This window comes from Streptomyces sp. NPDC058671 (genome assembly GCF_042716475.1).
Taxonomy (GTDB): Bacteria; Actinomycetota; Actinomycetes; order Streptomycetales; family Streptomycetaceae; genus Streptomyces.
This window is the reverse complement of the sequence record NZ_JBHXSA010000014.1, coordinates 191,607-212,183: the sequence shown is the minus strand read 5'-3', so window position 1 is coordinate 212,183 and position 20,577 is coordinate 191,607. Positions and strand designations below refer to the sequence as shown.

At 72.5% G+C, this 20,577-nt stretch carries 13 protein-coding genes; 11 read left to right on the top strand and 2 right to left on the bottom strand.

Annotated features, from left to right (window positions below; all coding sequences use genetic code 11):
* The first annotated feature begins 233 nt into the window (after positions 1 to 233).
* The 6 genes from ACFWV2_RS19580 (at position 234) to ACFWV2_RS19555 (ending at position 9,376) form a co-directional block, all read left to right on the top strand.
* Positions 234 to 2,333: a phosphocholine-specific phospholipase C gene (locus ACFWV2_RS19580; protein WP_384406246.1), complete on the top strand. Its 2,100-nt coding sequence runs from the start codon at positions 234 to 236 to the stop codon at positions 2,331 to 2,333.
* Positions 2,334 to 2,524: 191 nt separating this feature from the next.
* Entirely contained in the window at positions 2,525 to 4,771 is a 2,247-nt protein-coding gene (locus tag ACFWV2_RS19575) for an MMPL family transporter (protein ID WP_384406245.1), read from the top strand.
* On the top strand, positions 4,749 to 5,327 hold the full coding sequence (locus ACFWV2_RS19570) for a GNAT family N-acetyltransferase (protein WP_384406244.1): 579 nt from the start codon (positions 4,749 to 4,751) through the stop codon (positions 5,325 to 5,327). The genes ACFWV2_RS19575 and ACFWV2_RS19570 overlap by 23 nt, the downstream gene beginning before the upstream one ends.
* 35 nt (positions 5,328 to 5,362) lie before the next feature.
* Positions 5,363 to 5,965 (top strand): hypothetical protein, encoded by a 603-nt coding sequence (locus ACFWV2_RS19565; protein WP_384406243.1) that lies wholly within the window; start codon positions 5,363 to 5,365, stop codon positions 5,963 to 5,965.
* Between the two features lie 149 nt (positions 5,966 to 6,114).
* The gene (locus ACFWV2_RS19560; protein ID WP_384406242.1) at positions 6,115 to 6,312 is read left to right on the top strand and encodes a hypothetical protein; all 198 of its coding nucleotides are present in this window, start codon (positions 6,115 to 6,117) and stop codon (positions 6,310 to 6,312) included.
* A 34-nt stretch (positions 6,313 to 6,346) separates the two neighbouring features.
* A complete protein-coding gene (locus ACFWV2_RS19555) occupies positions 6,347 to 9,376 on the top strand; it encodes an AAA family ATPase (protein ID WP_384406256.1) in 3,030 nt (1,009 codons plus the stop codon).
* A gap of 180 nt (positions 9,377 to 9,556) precedes the next feature.
* On the opposite strand, the gene ACFWV2_RS19550 is transcribed toward ACFWV2_RS19555, so the two are convergent.
* On the bottom strand, positions 9,557 to 10,717 hold the full coding sequence (locus ACFWV2_RS19550; RefSeq protein WP_384406241.1) for a PQQ-dependent sugar dehydrogenase: 1,161 nt from the start codon (positions 10,715 to 10,717) through the stop codon (positions 9,557 to 9,559).
* Positions 10,718 to 10,844: 127 nt separating this feature from the next.
* Positions 10,845 to 11,855, bottom strand: coding sequence for an aldo/keto reductase (locus tag ACFWV2_RS19545; RefSeq protein WP_384406240.1), 1,011 nt, complete (start codon positions 11,853 to 11,855; stop codon positions 10,845 to 10,847).
* Between the two features lie 75 nt (positions 11,856 to 11,930).
* Between ACFWV2_RS19545 and ACFWV2_RS19540 the strand changes: the two genes are divergently transcribed.
* The 5 genes from ACFWV2_RS19540 (at position 11,931) to ilvC (ending at position 20,346) form a co-directional block, all read left to right on the top strand.
* On the top strand, positions 11,931 to 12,896 hold the full coding sequence (locus ACFWV2_RS19540) for a 2-hydroxyacid dehydrogenase (RefSeq protein WP_384406239.1): 966 nt from the start codon (positions 11,931 to 11,933) through the stop codon (positions 12,894 to 12,896).
* An 840-nt stretch (positions 12,897 to 13,736) separates the two neighbouring features.
* Positions 13,737 to 16,577 (top strand): putative bifunctional diguanylate cyclase/phosphodiesterase, encoded by a 2,841-nt coding sequence (locus ACFWV2_RS19535; RefSeq protein ID WP_384406238.1) that lies wholly within the window; start codon positions 13,737 to 13,739, stop codon positions 16,575 to 16,577.
* Between the two features lie 228 nt (positions 16,578 to 16,805).
* Entirely contained in the window at positions 16,806 to 18,656 is a 1,851-nt protein-coding gene (locus ACFWV2_RS19530; protein ID WP_384406237.1) for an acetolactate synthase large subunit, read from the top strand.
* A 41-nt stretch (positions 18,657 to 18,697) separates the two neighbouring features.
* Entirely contained in the window at positions 18,698 to 19,225 is a 528-nt protein-coding gene (gene ilvN / locus ACFWV2_RS19525; RefSeq protein WP_024756291.1) for an acetolactate synthase small subunit, read from the top strand.
* A 119-nt stretch (positions 19,226 to 19,344) separates the two neighbouring features.
* A complete protein-coding gene (gene ilvC / locus ACFWV2_RS19520; RefSeq protein ID WP_384406236.1) occupies positions 19,345 to 20,346 on the top strand; it encodes a ketol-acid reductoisomerase in 1,002 nt (333 codons plus the stop codon).
* Positions 20,347 to 20,577 lie beyond the last annotated feature (231 nt).

Sequence of the window (20,577 nt, the reverse complement as noted above, 5' to 3'; positions counted from 1 at the left end):
GGGAACTCCGGTGCGGGGCCGTCCCCGTGTCCGGCTACCGCTGGAGGAGCGGGCGGCTCGCCCATGGGGTGTGATCATGGCCGGAAACCTCTTGGACTTCCGGCGCCTCCTCTTGGACGTTCACCGCAGCGCCCCCGTCGGGTCTTCTCGCCGTCACCGCGTCTCACTACCGTCCCCGGCGTACCACCCAATGGCTCGAAGGCGAACCATTGGCCGTCGACTGGAGGTCGGTCTTGTCATCCGAGATGTCCCGCAGAAGGCTCCTCGCACTGGGCGGAGGCGCCCTCGGCGCCGCCGCGGCCGGCTCGCTGCTTCCGCCGTCGCTGCAGGCCGCGATGGCCGCGGAGCCCCCGGCGGGAGGGATGTCGGCGGTCCGGCACGTGGTGATCCTGATGCAGGAGAACCGCTCCTTCGACCACTACTTCGGCACCCTCCGCGGCGTCCGCGGATTCGGCGACCGCAACGCCGTCGAACTCCCCTCCGGCAAGCCGGTGTTCGAACAGCCCGCCGCCCTCGGCCGGACCGTGCTGCCCTTCCCGATCCGCGGCGCCGCCGAGACCCAGAAGAAGGACCTCCAGTACATAGGCGACCTCGACCACTCCTGGAGCGGCGGCGCCAAGGCCTGGCGCGACGGCTGGATGGACGGATGGGTCTCGGCCAAGACCGCCGCCACCATGGCGTACTACGACCGGCAGGACCTCCCCCTGCACTACGAGCTCGCCGACACCTTCACCATCTGCGACGCCTACCACTCGTCCATCCACACCTCCACCAGCCCCAACCGCAACCACCTCTGGTCCGGCTGGACCGGCTACGAGGCCGACGGCAGCCGCGCCGTCACCAACGCCGCGTACGCCGAGGGCACCCACCCCGGCTACGGCTGGTCCACCTACGCCGAGCGCCTCGAAGCCGCCGGGCGCAGCTGGAAGACGTACACCGAGTGGGAGAACTTCACCGACAACAACATCGAGTTCTTCACCAGCTTCAAGCAGATCGCCCGCAAGGCGCTCGCGAGGACCGGCGGGCACACCTTCATGGAGTCCTTCTACGCCGCCGTCCGCGACACCGACGACGCCGCCGGCCGCACCCGTCTCCTGGGCCTCCTGGAGGAGGGCGTCGCCACCCTCACCGCGGCGGAGCGCTCCCTCTTCGAGCGCGGTCTGCGCCGCGTCGAGAGCGGCACCCTCGCCGACGCCTTCCGCGCCGACGTCGCCGCCGGCACCCTCCCCGAGGTCTCGTACCTCGTGCCCTCCGCGATCGACTCCGAGCACCCCGGCTCCTCCTCGCCGATCGCCTCCGCGACCCTCGTCTACAAGGTGCTCGACGCCCTCGGCGCGCACCCGGACGTCTGGCGCCACACGGTCGTCCTGATCAACTACGACGAGAACGACGGCTTCTTCGACCACGTGCCGCCGCCGGTCCCGTCCGCCGACGACCCGGCGGGAGCCGCCGAGCGGTGGAAGGGACTGCCCACCGGCCTCGGCATCCGTGTGCCGCTGCTCGTCGTCTCGCCCTGGTCGGTCGGCGGCTACGTCTGCTCGGAGACCTTCGACCACACCTCGGTGATCCGTTTCCTGGAACGGCTCACGGGCATCCAGGAACCCCTCATCACCCCCTGGCGCAGGACCGTCACCGGCGACCTCACCTCCGCCTTCGACTTCACGCGCGGCCGCCGGCTGCCCGAGGTCGAGCAGCCGGGCCCGATCCCGCCGTTCTCCGGCCGGTGGCGGCCCCGGCCCCCGGCCGTCCAGCACATGCCGACACAGGAGCCCGGCGTCCGCCGCGCCCGCCCCCTGCCGTACCAGCCGGACGCCGCCGCGACCACGGGCGCCGGTTCGGTGACGGTCGCGCTCAGCAACCGGGCGAAGGCGAGCGCGCACTTCGCGCTCTACCCGTACGCCGGTGAGTTCGCCGTTCCGCAGCACAAGGACGTCCGGGGCGCGGGGGAGTGGACCGTCCCCGTTCCGGGTGATCACTACCGCTTCACGATCACCGGCCCCAACGGCTTCCGCCGCGAGTTCGAGGGGCCCGCGACGGGTGGCGCCGAACTCGCCTCGCGGATCGACCACCACGACCGTGACCTGCACCTCACCGTACGCAACACCGGATCCGCGCCGCTCTCCTTCACGGTCCGACCGCTGGGGTACGTGGACCCCGACGACCTCGGCGACTGGACCCGCACGGTCACCGTCAAGCCCGGCCGGACCCGTACCGTCGTGCACTCGGCTTCCGACGCGCACGGCTGGTACGACATCGAGGTGACCGCGGCCGGTGGCTTCCGCCGCCGGCTCATGGGGCACATCGAGAACGGCCGCGCGAGCGTCTCCGGCTGAGCGCCCGTGGTGAGCCGTTGTGCCCGGGAGGCCAGGACCTCGGTCCCGCACCTCCCGGGTACGCCTGTGAGTATCGACACGAAACGGGCAAACGATCACGTTTGACTGCCACAGTGGGCCCCATGTAGGTCATGCGTTCTCTTCGGGCCGTTCCCGTGGAAGAGCCAGGAACCACCCAGGGAGCACGTCCTTTGGCAGCCATCGCACGGTGGTGCGTCACGCACCGCCTCGTCGCCGTCCTCCTGTGGCTCGTCGCCCTCGTCGGCGTCGGCACCGCGGCGGCCGTCGCCGGCAGCGCCTACTCCAACGACTACGAGGTGCCCGGCACCGAGTCCGGTCGTGCCACCGCCCTCCTCGACCGCGGCTTCGACGGCCTCGGCGGCGACACCGGCACCATCGTCTGGCACACCGACCGGGGCAGCGTCCGCGCGGACGCCGTCGAACGGCGCGTCACCGCGATGCTCGACGAGGTCGCCGCACTGCCCGGCGTCGCCGCCGTCACCTCGCCCTACGGCGACACCCGTGGCCAGGTCAGCGAGGACGGCCGCACCGCCTACGCCTCCGTCACGTTCCACGAGCAGGCCGACGACATCCCCCCGGCGCAGACACGCGCCCTCGTCGACACGGCCAAGGCAGCGGCGAACGAGCCCGAGGGACTCTCGGTCGAACTCGGCGGCAGCGCCGTCGCCCTCACCGAGGCCACCGGCGGGCACCTCGCGGAAGTCGTCGGCGTCGCCGTCGCCGCCGTCGTGCTCTTCCTGGCCTTCGGCTCCCTCGCCGCCTCCGCGCTCCCCATCGCGACCGCGCTCGTCAGCGTCGGCATCGCCTACTCCGGGATCGTGCTCCTCGGCCATCTGATGACCGTCGCCGACTTCGCCCCCATGCTCGGCATGCTCGTCGGCCTCGGCGTCGGCATCGACTACGCCCTGTTCATCGTCACCCGTCACCGCAGAGGCCTGAAACGCGGCCTGTCCGTCGCCGAGGCCGCCGAGACCGCCGTCGCCACCACCGGACGTGCCGTCGTCTTCGCCGGCGCCACCGTCTGCATCGCCCTCCTCGGGATGCTGATCCTGCGGCTCGGCTTCCTCAACGGCGTCGCCATCGCCGCCTCCCTCACCGTGGTCCTCACGGTCGCCGCCGCCGTCACCCTGCTCCCGGCGCTGCTCTCGTTCATCGGGGCGCGGGCGCTGTCCCGGCGCGAACGGCGGGCGCTCGCCGTGCACGGTCCGCAGCCCGAGCTGCCCAGCGGCTTCGCCGCCCGCTGGTCCGCCTTCGTCGAACGGCACCCCAAGCTCCTCGGCCTGGTCGCCGTCGTCGTCATGGGCGTCCTGGCGCTGCCGACGTTCTCCCTCCACCTCGGCACCTCCGACCAGGGCAACAACCCGGCCACCGCGACCACGCGGAAGGCGTACGACCTGATCGCCGACGGCTTCGGCCCCGGCGTCAACGGCCCGCTCACCCTCGTCGCCGGGCTGGACGGTGCTGACGACCGGGTCGCCCTCGACCAGTTGCCGGCCGCGCTCGCCGCCACCCGCGGGGTCGCCTCCGTCTCCCCGGTCAGCTACAACAGCTCGGGCGACACCGCCGTCCTCACCGTCGTCCCCGACTCCTCACCCCAGTCCAGCGCCACCAGCGAACTCGTCGACCGGCTCCGTACGGACGTCCTCCCGAAGGCCGAGGCCGGCACCTCCCTCGACGTCCACGTCGGCGGTCTCACCGCCTCGTACGACGACTTCGCCGAGATCATCGTCGGCAAGCTCCCGCTCTTCGTCGGCGTCGTCATCGCCCTCGGCTGTCTGCTCCTCCTCCTCGCCTTCCGCTCGATCGGCATCCCGCTCAAGGCCGCCGTCATGAACGTCGCGGCCGTCGCCGGCGCCTTCGGCGTCGTCGTGGCGATCTTCCAGTGGGGCTGGGGGAGCGAACTCCTGGGCCTGGGCAGCGCCGGTCCGATCGAACCCTTCCTGCCCGTGATCATGGTCTCCGTCCTCTTCGGACTCTCCATGGACTACCAGGTCTTCCTGGTCAGCCGGATGTACGAGGAGTGGCTGGAGACCGGCGACAACCGGCGGGCGGTCCGGGTCGGCCTCGCCGAGACCAGCCGCGTGATCAACTCCGCCGCCGTCATCATGATCTCCGTCTTCCTCGCCTTCGTCCTCTCCGGCGACCGGGTCATCGCGATGTTCGGCATCGCGCTCGCGGCGGCGGTCGCCCTGGACGCCTTCGTGCTCCGCACCCTCCTCGTCCCCGCCCTCATGCACCTCCTCGGCGGCGCGAACTGGTGGCTGCCGCGCCGGCTCGACCGCCGACTGCCGCGGATCAGCATCGAACCTCCCGAGTGCCGCGAGGCCGCCGACGCCCGTGCGAAGATCCCTACGCAGCGGGTGACGGTGCCGGCCGTGGAGGAGAGGGACGACGATGTTCGCGATATCGCTGGGTGACGACGACGCCGAGCTGAGGCCCCTGGAGCCCTGGCAGGCCGAGGAGTTCCTGACCCACATGGACCGGGGGCGGGAATTCGTCGGGCAGCACATCGTCCTGCCTGACTTCGTCGCCGACCTGGACTCCGCCCGCTCCTTCCTCCGCTCGTACGCGGAGAAGGCCGCGAACGACACCGGACGCATCTACGGCATCTGGACCGGGGGCACGCTCGTCGGCGGCGTCCTCTTCCGGACCATGGACGTGACGCACGGGACCGCCGAGGCGGGCTGCTGGCTGGAGCCCTCCGCCGCGGGGAAGGGCCTGATCACCCGGGCCTGCCGGATCATCATCGACTGGGCGGTCGAGAAGCGCGGCATCCACCGCGTCGAATGGCGCGCCTCCGCGAAGAACGCGCCGAGCATCGCCGTCGCCCGCCGCCTCGGCATGACGCGGGAGGGTGTCCTGCGGGAGAGCTACCCGCACCGCGGCACCCGCGCGGACACGGAGGTCTGGGCCGTCCTCGCCCCGGAGTGGCGCGCGGCGAAAACCCAGAGGGCCGCCGGGGGAGCGTCTTAAGGCGGCTCTCATGTGTGCCGCCTAGCGTGCGCCGCATGGACACCAAGACGACGACTGACAAGACCGGCGAGAGCGAAGCGGGCACGGAGAGCGCCGAGGCCCCCGCGACCGCCGGGAACGCGCCGATGGGCGACACCGCGGTGGACCGGCTCGACGGACAGGACGAGGGGAAGGCCCGGGAGCCGGACGAGACGCCGACGGGGGAGCCGGCCGGGGAACCGGACGAGGAGGCGGCCGGGAAGGTCGCCCCCGCCCCCGCCTCCGCCGGCACAGGCGCCGCCGCCGCGGCCGTGGTCTCCGCCGCCCTCGCGGCCGTCGCGCTGACCGGCACCTGGACCGGCAAGGTCGTCGCCGACCGCGAGACCCTCATCGGGCAGATCAAGACCTCAGGATCCGGCACCCCCGCCCAGCAGATCTCCGAGATCTACGGAGACGCCTGGCACACCACCGCCCTGGTGAACGGCGTCTTCGCGTGCGTCGCCCTCGTCGTCGCCGTCCTCGTGCTCATCCTCCCCGGGCGCCCCGCCTGGGTCCGCGCGGTCGCCGTCGCGGGCGCCGTCCTGGGCGGCATCGGACTGCTCCTGTCGGCCGGTACCTACTTCGACCTGTTCCTGAGCCTCCCCACCGCGGGATCCTGAGACCGCCTAAGGCCCCCTGGGACTCGCCTAAGGACCCCGGTACGCCGAACATGCGGCACTCGCCCGATGTGGCCGCACCCCCTGGGAAACGACAGTAGAGGCATCGCGAGAAGCGGTACCGAAACCGACGAGGACCAGGGAGCGACTCGATGTTCGCGTACGAGATCCACCGCATGAACCACGCCCAGCTCGTCCGCGAGGCCGCCGCCCAGCGCCTGTCCCGCGTGGCCGCCGAGGCGGCCGGCGCCACCCGGGGCCTGCGCCGTCTCGGTCGCCGCAGCGGCGGCCAGGACCCGGAGGGGCGGGTGAGCGGCGACGGACGGGGCCGTTTCGTCCGGGCCGCGTGACCCCCGTATGGGTGAGGGCCCGGACGCCTGTGCGATGCTCGGCGCCGTGGAGACCAGGTCAGTCAGCCCCGTGTTCGTCGGCCGCGCCGGCGAACTCACCGCCCTCACCGAGGCGCTCTCCCGCGCGGACGCGGGAGAGCCCCAGGCCCTGCTCGTCGGCGGTGAGGCCGGGGTCGGCAAGACCCGGCTCATCGAGGAGTTCCTCGACACGGCCTGCGGCCGCGGCGCCGTCGTCGCGCTCGGCGGCTGTGTCGAACTCGGCGCCGACGGACTGCCCTTCGCCCCCTTCGCCACCGCGCTGCGCTCGCTCCGGCGCCGGCTCCCCGACGAACTCACCGAGGCCGCCGACGGCCAGGAAAGCGAACTCGCCCGCCTCCTGCCCGAACTGGGCGACCCCGGAAGCCACGACTCCGCCGACGAGGACTCCACCGCCCGCCTCTTCGAACTGACCGTACGGCTCCTGGAACGGCTCGCCGCCGACCGGACGATCGTGCTCGTCCTGGAGGACCTCCACTGGGCCGACGCCTCCACCCGGCACCTCCTCACCTATCTCCTCCGCACCCTGCGCCGCGGCCGGATCGTGGTCGTCGCCAGCTACCGCGCCGACGACATCCACCGCCGCCACCCGCTGCGCCCCCTCCTCGCCGAACTCGACCGGCTCCGCACCATCCGCCGCATCGAACTGGCCCGCTTCACCCGCGTCGAGGTGCACCGCCAGCTCACCGGCATCCTCGCCGCCGAACCCGACCCCGGCCTCGTCGAAGAGGTCTTCGAACGCTCCGACGGCAACGCCTTCTTCGTCGAGGAACTCGTCGTCTCCCACGAGGCCGGCTGCGCCCCCGGCCAGCTCAGCGACTCCCTGCGCGACCTCCTGCTCGTCCGGGTCGAGACGCTCCCCGAAGACGCCCAGCGGGTCGCCAGGATCGTCGCCGAAGGCGGCTCCACCGTCGAGCACGGCCTGCTCGCCGCCGTCGCCCGGCTCACCGAGGACGAGCTCATCGAGGCGCTACGGGCCGCCGTCGGCGCCAACCTCCTGCTCGCCGTCCCCGACGGCGACGGCTACCGCTTCCGCCACTCCCTGGTCCGCGAGGCCGTCAGCGACGACCTGCTGCCCGGCGAACGCTCCCGCCTCAACCGGCGCTACGCCGAGGCCCTGGAGGCCGACCCGGGACTCGTCCGGACCGACGAGCGCGCCACCCGGCTCGCCACGTACTGGTACCACGCGCACGACCCTGCCAAGGCCCTGCCCGCCGTCCTGCGCGCCTCCGTCGAGACCCGCAAGCGCCACGCCTACGCCGAGCAGCTCCGGCTCCTCGAACGGGCCATGGAACTCTGGGACGAGGCCCCCGCGGAGACCCGCCGCTCGCTCCGCCCCATCGACTACGCCGAGGCCTACCCGCCCTGCGGCTGCGACCCCGAGACCACCGCCCTCGGCTACCTCGACCTGCTCGCCGAGGCAGCCGTCGCCGCCCGCCTCAGCGGCGACCGCGAACGCGCCCTGAAGATCGGCAGGACGGCGCTGCGCCTCCTCGACAGCTCGGAGGAGAACGACCCCCTCCGCGCCGCCTGGTTCTGGACCGAGAAGGCCCGGCTCCAGTCCAACCTCGGCCGGGGCGACGGACGGGAGGAGATCGCCCGCGCCCAGGAACTCGTCAAGGGCCTTCCTCCCTCCGCCGTCCACGCGGTGGTCCTCGTCGCCGCCGCCGGCTGGGGCATGCTCCGCAACCCCGGATCCGAGGCCATCACCGCCGCGGAACGCGCCGTCGAGTACGCCCGGCTCGTCAGGGCCGAGTCCATCGAACTCAACGCCCGGCTCACCCTCGGCACCCTCATGGCCGGGGCCGGCGACGTCGAGGCGGGTCTCGCCGAGATGCACGAGGTACGGGAACGGGCCAAGGCCCTCGGCCACCACACCGAGACCGCCCGCGCCCACATCAACCTCGCCTCCTCCCTGGAGGCCCTCGGCCGCTCCCACGAGGCCGTCGAACTCTCCGACACCGGCGTCCGTCTCGCCCGCTCCTACGGCCTCGTCGACAGCGTCGGCTGGATCGAGGCCAACCGGGCCGAATCCCTCTTCTCCCTCGGCCGCTGGGACGAGACCCGGGAGGCCGCCGAACGGCTCCTCCGCTCGGCGACCAGCACCAAGCCCCGCGGCTCCGCCTCCCTCCGCCTCGCCCAGCTCGCCGTCGCCCGGGGCGAACTCGACGCGGCCGGCCGCCACCTCGCCGACGCCCGCGCCGTCTACGGCACCCGTGACCCGATCCCCCAGTACACCCTGCCCATGGACCAGGTCGAGATCGCCGTCGCCGCCGCCGAGGGGCGCGTCGCCGACGTCCGGGCCCAACTGGCCGCCGCCGAACGGGCCGGCTTCCCGCCCAGCACCCACCGCTACGGCTGGCCGCTCGTCCTGACCGCCGTCACCGCGGAGGCCGACAGCCGGGGGCTGCCCGCCGCCGACGAGGGCCGCGCCGAAGCACTCGACGCGATCCGCCGCTGCCTCCGCGGCCTCGCCGCCCCGGCCCCCGTCTGGGCCGCCCACGCCCGACAGGTCTCCGAGGAACTCGCCCGCGCCGAGGGCCGCGAGTCCGCCGCCCGCTGGGCCGAGGTCGTCGCCGCCTACGAACCGCTGGAACGCCCCGCCCAGCTGGCCCGGGCCCGCCACCGCCTCGCCGACGCCCTGCTCGTCGCAGGCGGCCGCCGCGAGGAGGCCACGGCCCTGCTCCGGGAGGCCCACGCCGCCGCTGTCCGCCTCGGCGCCCGCCCGCTCCGCGAGGACGTGGAGCTCCTCGCCGCCCGCGCCCGCCTCTCCCTGGCCCCCGAGAAGCAGTCCCGGGAGCCGGTGGAGCCCGCGGACGCCACCTTCGGTCTGACCCCCCGCGAACAGGACGTCCTGGCTCTGGTCGCGGTCGGTCGCACCAACCGCCAGATCGCCGAGGAGTTGTTCATCTCACCCAAGACGGCCAGCGTCCACGTCTCCAACATCCTGGCCAAACTGGGCGTCGCCGGCCGTGGCGAGGCCGCAGCCCTGGCCCACCGCCTCCACCTCCTCGACACCCCTCTCTGACCGCCCCGAGCGCTGCGCAGCTCCTGACCGCCGCGGTCGCTCCGGACCGCCCCAGCCCGCTCCGGCCGGTCCGGACCGCTCCGGTCGTTCGGGACTGTTCCGGCCGCTCCGGCCCCTCCTGTCGCTCAGGCCGAAGTCGGACTCCCCTGCGCCGCCCCCGGCCCGGTGTCGGGCCGTCCGTCAGCTCACGTCCAGCCGGAGGACCCTGTCGTCCCCCGGGCCGGGAGTGCCCCGGGTGTCGGTCTCGCTGGTCACCAGCCAGAGCCGCCCACCGCCCCCCGCGAGGACCGTGCGCAGGCGTCCGTACTCCTCCGTCAGGAACGCCTCGGGGTCCCCCGAGCGCTCCGCGCCGGAGAGCGGGACCCGCCACAGCCGCTCACCTCTGAGCCCCGCCATCCAGATCGCGCCCCGCGCGAACGCGATCCCGCTGGGGGAGGCCTCCGAGGTCGGCCACTGGGCCACCGGGTCCACGAAGCCGGCTCGTCCGGTCCGTCCCTCGACCTCCGGCCAGCCGTAGTTCTTCCCGGACTCGACCAGGTTCAGCTCGTCCCAGGTGTTCTGCCCGAACTCGGCGGCCCACAGGCGCCCGGCCGCGTCCCAGGCGATTCCCTGCACGTTCCGGTGCCCGTACGAATAGACCACCGATCCGGCGGAGGGATTGCCCGGCGCCGGCCTGCCCTCCGGGGTCATCCGCAGGATCTTCCCGCCGAGCGAGTCCCGGTCCTGGGCAAGACCGGTCCTGCCCGTCTCACCCGTCCCCGCGTACAGCATCCCGTCCGGCCCGAACGCGATCCGTCCGCCGTTGTGCACGACGCCCTTCGGGATGCCCGTCAGCACCGGCTCCGGCGCGCCGAGCCGGTCCCCGTCCCCGCCCCCGTACCGCATGCGCACGATGCGGTTGTCCGACTCCGCCGTCAGATAGGCGTACACCCAGCCGTCCCGGACCGCGAGGCCCATGAGTCCGCCCTCACCGCCCGGCACCACACCCGGCACCTGGCCGAGCGGGGTCTTCGCCCCGGTCCGCCCGTCGACCCGGGTGACCGTCCGCTCGTCCCGCGAGGAGACGAGCAGGTCACCGCCCGGAAGCTCCGCGAGCCCCCAGGGAGACTTCAGTCCCTCGGTGAGCGTCCCCGTCACGGCGACCCGGCCGCCGGCGGAGGGGGCGCCGGTCGGGGCCGGAGAGCCGGACGGGGCCGGCGTCACGGAAGCGGTGGTGCTCGCCGAGGCCGATGTCGGCGGAGCCGTACCCGGGCGGTCCTCCGTACCTCCCGAGGAGCAGCCCGCCACCAGAACCAGCACGGCGGCGCCCCACAGGGCCTTCACAACAGCAGGACGGCTCATGGCACGGTCCCTTTCGACGAGTCGAGCGGCATCCCTTCACCCTTGATACACCGCTCGGTCCGATCAGGTTCCCAGCCCGCCGCCGAAGATCCCGCGAGCCGTCCAGTCCCAGGAATCCCGCCGGCCCTCAGTCCCAGGACCCCCGTGGCGCCGGAAGCGCCGCGATCTCCGCCAGGTCCTCGGCCGTCAGCCGCAGCCCGGCCGCCCGGGCGTTCTCCACGGCCCACCGCTCCCGCTTCGCCCCCGGCACCGGCACGACGTGCGGACCCCGGCCGAGCACCCACGCCAACGCCACCTGCGCCGGGGTGACATCCGCCCCGTGCCGCGCGGCCACCCGGCGCAGACCCGCCACGAGCGGCTGGTTCGCCGCCATCATCTCGGCCGTGAACCGGGGGTGCCGGGCCCGTGGATCGTCCCGCTCGAAGCCGCCCCCGGGGAGGAGCGTCCCCGTCAGGAAACCGTTCCCCAGCGGCATCGCCGCCAGGAAGCCGACGCCTCGCGCCGCACACCACGGCAGCAGCCGTACCAGGGCCTCCTGCGACCACACCGACAGCTCGGCCTCCACCGCCGCCACCGGGAAGACCTGCTGGACCCGCTCCAGTTGACGGATCGTTCCCTCGTACCCGTCGCGGGCGGCGCCCGTCGCACCCCGGCGGGCCGCCCGCGCACCGACGGCGCACAGACCGAGCGCCCGCACCTTGCCCGCGGAGACCAGCTCGGCCATCGCGCCCCAGGTCTCCTCGACCGGTACCTCGGGGTCCGCGCGGTGCAGCTGGTACAGATCGATCACGTCGGTCTGGAGCCGCCGCAGGGAGGCGTCACAGGCCCGACGCACGTATCCCGGCCTGCCGTCGGCGACCACGTGCTGGTCGCCGACGAGCAGTCCGCACTTCGTCGAGACGAAGGCGTCCGCCCGTCGCTCCTTCAACGCCCGCCCCACGAGCAGCTCGTTGGTGAACGGTCCGTACATGTCGGCGGTGTCGAGCAGGCTCACCCCGGCGTCGAGCGCCGCGTGCACGGTCCGCAGCGAGCGGTCACCCCGTTGTTCCGAACGGCTGTACGCCCAGGTCATCGGCATGCACCCCAGGCCGATCGCACCCACGTCGAGCGCCGTCGCCCCGATAGTCCTGCGCTCCACCTGCCGGTACCCCTCCCTGTGCCGTCCCCCAAAGTAACCAATGGCGCACGGGCCTCTTCGCATAGCCTCCCGGTCATGAGACGTGATGAGACGACCGCTGACGTGTGGCTTCCGATTCCCGCGGCGGAGATCGAAGGACTTCCCGAACCGGGTACGTCGGGCCTGAACTACCAGTTCTGGGACGGGGGTCCGGACTTTCCCGCCGACCCGGCGCGCTGCGCCTTCTACGTCGTCCCGTACATGAAGGGCACGGAGATCGCCGTCCGGCCGCTGGCCGCGATGACCTCGGTCCGGGCCGTGCAGACGCTGTCCGCGGGCATCGACCACGTCACGCCGGGCATCCCCTCGCTCCGGCCCGGTGTCGCCCTCTGCAACGCGAAGGGCGTGCACGAGGCCAGCACCGCGGAACTCACGCTCGCGCTGATCCTGGCCTCCCTGCGCGGCATCCCGGGCTTCGTACGCGGCCAGGACGCCGAGGAGTGGCGGGCCGGCTTCTACCCGGCGCTCGCCGACAAGTCCGTCCTGATCGTCGGGTACGGGTCGATCGGCGCCGCCATCGAGGACCGGCTCGCACCCTTCGAGTGCGCGCGGGTCGCGCGCGTCGCACGCTCCGCGCGCACCACAGCGCGCGGACAGGTCCACGCCCTGACGGAACTGCCCGCGCTGCTTCCGGAGGCGGACGTGGTGGTGCTGTCCACTCCGCTCACGCCCGGGACCCGGCACCTCGCCGACGCCGGTTTTCTGGCCCGGATGAAGGACGGGGCCCTCCTCGTGAACGTGGCCCGCGGGCCCGTCGTGGACACGGCCGCCCTGCTCAAGGAGGTCGAGAGCGGCCGGATCACGGCGGCACTCGACGTCACCGATCCGGAACCGCTGCCGGTCGGGCATCCGTTGTGGCACGCTCCCGGTGTCCTGATCAGTCCCCATGTGGGAGGTTCGACCTCGGCCTTCATGCCGCGCGCGAAGCGGCTGATCGCGGGGCAGCTGCGGCGGCTCGTGGCGGGCGAGGAGCTGACGAACGTCCTCCTCACCACCGGCTGAGCCGCCCGCCCCCGGGTGTGGCGCGTGCGCGGTGGGGAAGGCGGTCGGGAGGAGCCGCGATGGGGCCGGTCGGGTGGTGCGCGCCCCCGACACGCGCTGTGTACGAGCCCAGTGCAGTCACGGAGAGTGCTGCGACCCTGTCCCTGTGTGACGGTCCTGGTGTATCGTCCCGGAGCGGGGGGGCCGCGTCGAGTACGGCTGACGCTGGGGAGCGACGTGACGGGACATCAGATTCCGAGGGGGGCGACGGGTGGAGCACGGCCGGAGGACCGACGATCCGACGTGGCGACGCCGCCGACGGCGAGCCTTCCGCGCCTCGCCACCGGCCTCGCGCGTTCCGTTCCGGACCAGCACGAGCCACCCCGCGCAGCCCACACCACCGGGCCGCCGGACACCCGTGGGGACTCAGGGCGGGATCCCCTACCGGCCGCAGAGCCGCCGGACACCCGGCGGGACTCAGGTCCGGACGCACGACCGGACACCGAGCCGAGCGCCCGGCGGAACTCAGGACCGGACGCCAAGCCGGACACCCGGCGGGACTCAGGACCGGACACCGACCCGGACGCCCGGCGGGGGCCGGGGCTGGACCCCGGGCCGCGCGCTCTTGCCCTCGCCCCCGCGCCGGACGCCGCCTGCGGCGCCCCCGTACCGGAGCCGACCCCCGCTGGTGCGCCGACCCCCGCTGGTGTGCGGGCCCCCGCGGGCGGGCCGGAGCCTGCCGGTGTGCGGGACCCCGCCGGCCCGCACGACTGTGACGGGCACGCCCCCGGGCGCCCCGACGAGCCGTCGGCGCGCCCGCACGACGCGGCCGGGTGCGGTGGCGCGGTACCGGGGAGCCCGGTGAGCGCGCCCGGGGCGGTCCTCGCGCGCCGCCCCGTCAGCGACGAGGGCGGCGACCCCGGCCGCCCCGCCCCCGGGCGCCCCGGCGTCGGAGGGGTCACCGCCCAGATCGCCCTGGGGCTGATCTGCGCGGGTTACACGACCGGTGCCTCGCTCGGCTGGGGCTCCCCGGAACTCGCGCTCTTCATGGGCGATTTCGGACTCAGCGCCGCCGCCCTCACCGCCGCCGTCTCCTGCCTCCTCTATGCCCGTACCCACCGCGGCAGCGCCCGCCCCGCCTGGCTGTTCTTCGCCTTCTCCTCCCTCATGGCCGCCGCGGGCAACGCGGTGTGGGGGTGGTACGAGGTCGTACTCCGCGCGGAGGTGCCCGACTCCTCCGTCGCCGACCTCTTCTTCCTCCTCTTCGCGCCCCCCGCCATCGTGGGGCTCCTCGTCCTCGCCAAGAAGCCCGTCACCCGGGCCGGCTGGGTCTGCCTCGGGCTCGACGCCTGGCTCATCGGGGGCTCCCTGCTCACGCTCTCCTGGAGCCTCGCCCTCGCCAGGACCGCCCACGTCCAGGACGAGTCCGTCGCCCAGTCGGCGCTGTCGCTCGCGTACCCGCTGCTCGACATCGTCCTCGTGAGCATGGTCCTGGTCCTGCACTTCCGGCGCTCGCACGCGAACCGGTCGGCGACCAACACCGCCATCGCCGCCCTCGCCCTGACCGTCCTGTGCGACGCCCTGTTCACCTCGCCGCTGTTCCGCGAGAACTACGCCTCGGGCCAGCTCCTCGACGCCGGCTGGTTCGCCGGCTCCCTGCTGCTCGCCTACGCGCCCTGGGGGGTGCGCCGCCTCCCGGACAGCGCCACGCCCGCGCGGGGACCGTGGCTCCACAGCCGCCCGGTCGCCGGCTCGCTCGCCGCCCTCACCCCGTACCTCGCCGCCGCGGTCTGCACCCTCGGCATCCTCTACAACGTCGTCGAGGGCCGCAGGGTCGACCGTGTCGTCGTCCTCACCGGCTGCACGGTGGTCCTCGCCCTGGTCGTACGACAGGGCATCATGCTCCTCGACAACATCGCCCTCACCCATGAACTGGCGCAGAAGGAGAACCACTTCCGGTCACTCGTGCAGGGTTCGAGCGACGTCATCATGATCGCCGCACCGAGCGGGATCCTCCGCTACGTCAGCCCCGCGGCCTCCGGCGTCTACGGCCGGGACGCCGAGGAGCTGATCGGGTCCGAGCTGGCCTCGCTCATCCACCCCGAGGACCTCGGCGCCGTCGTCCACGAGGTCCGGCGTTTCCTGGCCACCTCACCCGCGGAGGAGCCCACCACCCGGATCGAGTGCCGCTTCCGCTCGGGCCGAGGCGACTGGCTCCACGTCGAGTCGACCGTGAACAGGCACCAGGGCGGCCTGATCTTCAACAGCCGGGACGTCACCGAGCGCGTCCGGCTCCAGGCCCAGCTCCAGCACAACGCCGAGCACGACCCGCTCACCGATCTGCCCAACCGGGCGCTGTTCACCCGGCGCGTCCGGCAGGCGCTCGGCGGCCGCCGGGCCTCCGACACCGGCACCGCCGTGCTCTTCATCGACCTCGACGGCTTCAAGGGGGTCAACGACCGCCTCGGCCACCAGGCGGGCGACGACCTCCTCGTCCAGGCCGCCCGCCGCCTCCACGACTCCGTACGGGCCGGGGACACGGCCGCCCGGCTCGGCGGCGACGAGTTCGCCGCGCTCATCCTCGGGGACGGCGGCCGCGACCAGGCGGCCCGCCGGAGCCAGGTCCAGGAGATCGCCGACCGGCTCCGGCTCACCCTCTCCCGGCCGTACCGCCTCGACGGCGGCAACGAGGTCCGGGTCGCCGCCTCCATCGGGGTCGCCTTCGCCGAGCCCGGCATGGAGGCCGGCGACCTCCTGCGCAACGCCGACCTCGCCATGTACCGGGCCAAAGCGGCCGGCAAGGACCGCGTCGAGCTCTACGCCCCCCAGATGCAGGCCGAGGTCGTACGCAGGACCGAGCTGGCCGCCCGGCTGCGCACCGCCCTCCACGACGGCGAGTTCGCCCTCCTCCACCAGCCGGTCGTCGACCTCTCCACCGGCCGGATCTCCGCCGTCAGCGCCCAGGCGCGCTGGCGTTCCGCCCAGGGCATCCTCTTCACCCCCGCCGAGTACCTCCGGGTCACCGACGACGGTGACCGCACCGCCGAGATCGGCCGCTGGCTGCTCGAAGCGGCCGTGGAACAGGCCGCCGAGCGGGCGGGAATCGGCCACCGCACGCCCGTCTCCATCCGGCTCTCGGCCGGTCGGCTCCTGGACCGCTCGCTTCCGCTCGGCTCGGTCGAGTCACTGCTGACCCGGCACGGTCTGCCGTCCGGCTCGCTGATCATCGAGGTCGGCGACAGCGACCCCGGGACCTCCCTCGACGAGCTGGAGCAGCGCCTGATCACCCTCCGCCGCCTCGGGGTGCGGATCGCGCTCGACGGATTCGGCGGCGGACAGGTGGCGATCAACGCGCTCCGACGGCTTCCCGTCGACATACTGAAGCTGGACCGGGCCCTCGTGGAGGGCGTGGTCGAGTCGGCGCGCCTCCGCAAGATCACCCGCGGGGTGCTCCGTATCGCCGGTGAGCTCGGCATGCAGACCGTCGCCGAGGGCGTCGACGTACCCGAGCAGGTCGTCGCCCTGCGGGCGATGGGCTGCGGCCACGCCCAGGGCATGGCCTTCTCGGGCCCGCTCGACGAGTACCGGCTGCGCAGGGCCCTGGTCCGGGACGAGTACCGGCTGCCCGGCGCGGTTCCCGTCCGGGCCGGAAACCGTCCCCCGTTCCGGTCACATACTGAGACGCCCGTCCCACCCACTTGACAGTGGTGAGGGCTGAGAGGGAGGGTCAGTGCCATGCGCACCCGAATTCTCGTACTTGGAAAGCGCGTCGGCTGAGGCAGGGCTCCACCGGACCCCGCTGAGAACGCACCCGACGCGCTCCCCTCGCTTGCCTCACGGCACGAGGGGTTTTTTGTTGCACCGGCTCGCCTCCAAGTCGCTGCAAACCCCCGCAAAACAGCTCGCACAAACCCTCTGCTTCGAGAAGAGATGCTGATGACCGACCAGGCCACCGGGCACCATCCGCAGCCGCGGCCCCGTAGCGGCGCGCAGCCCGCCACCACCGTCGAGCACGTCACGGGTGCGCAGTCCCTCATCCGTTCTCTCGAGGAAGTGGGCGCCGACACCGTCTTCGGCATCCCCGGCGGCGCGATCCTCCCGGCCTACGACCCGATGATGGACTCGCAGCGGGTGCGCCACATCCTGGTCCGCCACGAGCAGGGCGCCGGGCACGCGGCCACGGGCTACGCCCAGGCGACCGGCAAGGTCGGCGTCTGCATGGCCACCTCGGGGCCCGGTGCGACCAACCTCGTCACCCCGATCGCGGACGCGCACATGGACTCCGTCCCGCTCGTCGCGATCACCGGCCAGGTCGCCTCGAAGGCCATCGGCACGGACGCCTTCCAGGAGGCGGACATCTGCGGCATCACGATGCCGATCACGAAGCACAACTTCCTCGTCACCAAGGCCGAGGACATCCCGCGGACGATCGCCGAGGCCTTCCACATCGCCTCCACCGGCCGTCCGGGTCCGGTCCTGGTCGACATCTCCAAGGACGCCCTGCAGGCGAAGACCACCTTCAGCTGGCCGCCGCAGACCGACCTGCCCGGCTACCGCCCGGTGACCAAGCCGCACGCCAAGCAGATCCGCGAGGCCGCCAAGCTGATCAGCGCGGCCAAGCGCCCCGTCCTGTACGTCGGCGGCGGTGTCCTGAAGGCCGGTGCCACCGGTGAGCTGAAGATCCTCGCCGAGCTGACCGGCGCCCCGGTCACCACCACCCTGATGGCCCTCGGCGCCTTCCCCGACAGCCACCCGCTGCACGTGGGCATGCCCGGCATGCACGGCGCGGTCACCGCCGTCACCGCGCTGCAGAAGGCCGACCTGATCGTCGCCCTCGGCGCCCGCTTCGACGACCGCGTCACGGGCCGGCTCGACAGCTTCGCCCCGTACGCCAAGATCGTCCACGCGGACATCGACCCGGCCGAGATCGGCAAGAACCGCACCGCCGACGTCCCGATCGTCGGTGACGCCCGCGAGGTCATCGCCGACCTGATCCAGGCCGTCCAGGCCGAGCACAGCGAGGGCAACACGGGCGACTACACCGCCTGGTGGAGCGATCTGAACCGCTGGCGCGAGACCTACCCGCTCGGCTACGACCTGCCGGAGGACGGCAGCCTCTCGCCGCAGCAGGTCATCCAGCGCATCGGACAGCTCGCCCCCGAGGGCACGATCTTCGCCGCGGGCGTCGGCCAGCACCAGATGTGGGCCGCCCACTTCATCGACTACGAGCGGCCGGCCACCTGGCTGAACTCCGGCGGCCTCGGGACGATGGGGTACGCGGTCCCCGCCGCGATGGGCGCCAAGGCCGGCATGCCCGACAGCCCGGTCTGGGCGATCGACGGCGACGGCTGCTTCCAGATGACCAATCAGGAGCTCACCACCTGCGCCCTGAACAACATCCCGATCAAGGTCGCCATCATCAACAACGGCGCCCTCGGGATGGTCCGCCAGTGGCAGACCCTCTTCTACAACCAGCGTTACTCCAACACCGTCCTGCACTCCGGACCGGACGACATCCAGGCCAACAAGGGCACTCGCGTCCCCGACTTCGTCAAGCTGTCCGAGGCCATGGGCTGTGTCGCCCTGCGCTGTGAGGACCCGGCCGACCTGGACAAGGTCATCGCCGAGGCGAACGCCATCAACGACCGGCCCGTCGTCGTCGACTTCATCGTCCACGAGGACGCGCAGGTCTGGCCGATGGTCGCCGCCGGCACCTCGAACGACGAGGTGATGGCCGCCCGGGGCGTCCGCCCCGACTTCGGCGACGGCGAAGACGACTGAAGCGCGGAACGAAGCAGAGCGAAAAGGAAGAGACCCAGACCATGTCCACCAAGCACACGCTCTCCGTTCTCGTCGAGAACACGCCCGGCATCCTCGCCCGGATCGCCGCCCTGTTCTCCCGCCGCGGCTTCAACATCGACTCCCTCGCCGTCGGCGTCACCGAGCACCCCGACATCTCCCGCATCACCATCGTGGTCAATGTCGAGGACCTGCCCCTCGAGCAGGTGACCAAGCAGCTCAACAAGCTGGTCAACGTCCTGAAGATCGTCGAACTCGAGCCCAGCGCCGCGATCCAGCGCGAGCTCGTCCTGGTGAAGGTCCGCGCCGACAACGAGACCCGCTCCCAGATCGTCGAGATCGTGCAGCTGTTCCGGGCCAAGACCGTGGACGTCTCGCCCGAGGCGGTCACCATCGAGGCCACCGGTTCGAGTGACAAACTCGACGCGATGCTCAAGATGCTGGAGCAGTTCGGCGTCAAGGAGCTCGTCCAGTCCGGCACGATCGCCATAGGGCGTGGTTCCCGGTCCATCACGGACCGGTCCCTGCGGGCCCTCGACCGCAGCGCCTGAGAGTCGTCGACGGTCGACCGCCGGTCCGTCCGGCGGTCCGACTGACGAGACCCGAAAACGTTCCTCCCGCTCCCCGCCGTACGGTGGGACGCAACACCAGCACCTCAAGGAGATTCCCAGTGGCCGAGCTGTTCTACGACGACGACGCCGACCTGTCCATCATCCAGGGCCGGAAGGTCGCGGTGATCGGCTACGGCAGCCAGGGCCACGCCCACGCGCTGTCGCTCCGTGACTCCGGTGTCGACGTCCGCGTCGGTCTGCAGGAGGGCTCGAAGTCCAAGGCCAAGGCCGAGGAGCAGGGTCTGCGCGTCGTCTCCGTGGCCGAGGCCGCGGCCGAGGCCGACCTGATCATGATCCTCACGCCGGACCCGATCCAGGCCCAGGTCTACGAGGAGTCCATCAAGGACAACCTGAAGGAGGGCGACGCGCTCTTCTTCGGTCACGGCCTCAACGTCCGCTACGGCTTCATCAAGGTGCCCGAGGGCATCGATGTCGCCCTGGTCGCCCCGAAGGGCCCGGGCCACCTGGTCCGCCGTCAGTACGAGGAGGGCCGCGGCGTTCCGTGCATCGCCGCCGTCGAGCAGGACGCGACGGGCAACGCCTTCGCGCTGGCGCTCTCGTACGCCAAGGGCATCGGCGGCACCCGCGCGGGCGTCATCAAGACGACCTTCACCGAGGAGACCGAGACCGACCTCTTCGGCGAGCAGGCCGTTCTCTGCGGTGGCACCGCGGCGCTGGTCAAGGCGGGCTTCGAGGTCCTGACCGAGGCCGGTTACCAGCCGGAGATCGCCTACTTCGAGTGCCTGCACGAGCTGAAGCTCATCGTCGACCTCATGTACGAGGGCGGCCTGGAGAAGATGCGCTGGTCGGTCTCCGAGACCGCCGAGTGGGGCGACTACGTCACCGGCCCGCGGATCATCACCGACGCCACCAAGGCCGAGATGAAGAAGGTCCTCGCGGAGATCCAGGACGGCACCTTCGCCAAGGAGTGGATGGCCGAGTACCACGGCGGTCTGAAGAAGTACAACGAGTACAAGTCCCAGGACGAGAACCACCTCCTGGAGACCACCGGCAAGGAGCTGCGCAAGCTCATGAGCTGGGTGAACGACGAGAAGGCGTAAGCCTTCAGGGCGGGGCCGGACACTGTGTCCGGCCCCTTCCCGCATCGTTGGACACCCCGTCCAACCACGGACGGGTGATCCTTCCACCGAGGCGCATGAACCGCGCCGTTGCACCACTACACTTCTCAACAACATTCGCGTTCAGGCCCACAGCGTCGTGCGCTTTCACGCGGCAAGCCCCCTCCACCGCCTGCGGCCGTCGGGACGGCCGTCCGCACTGGATCTGTGAGG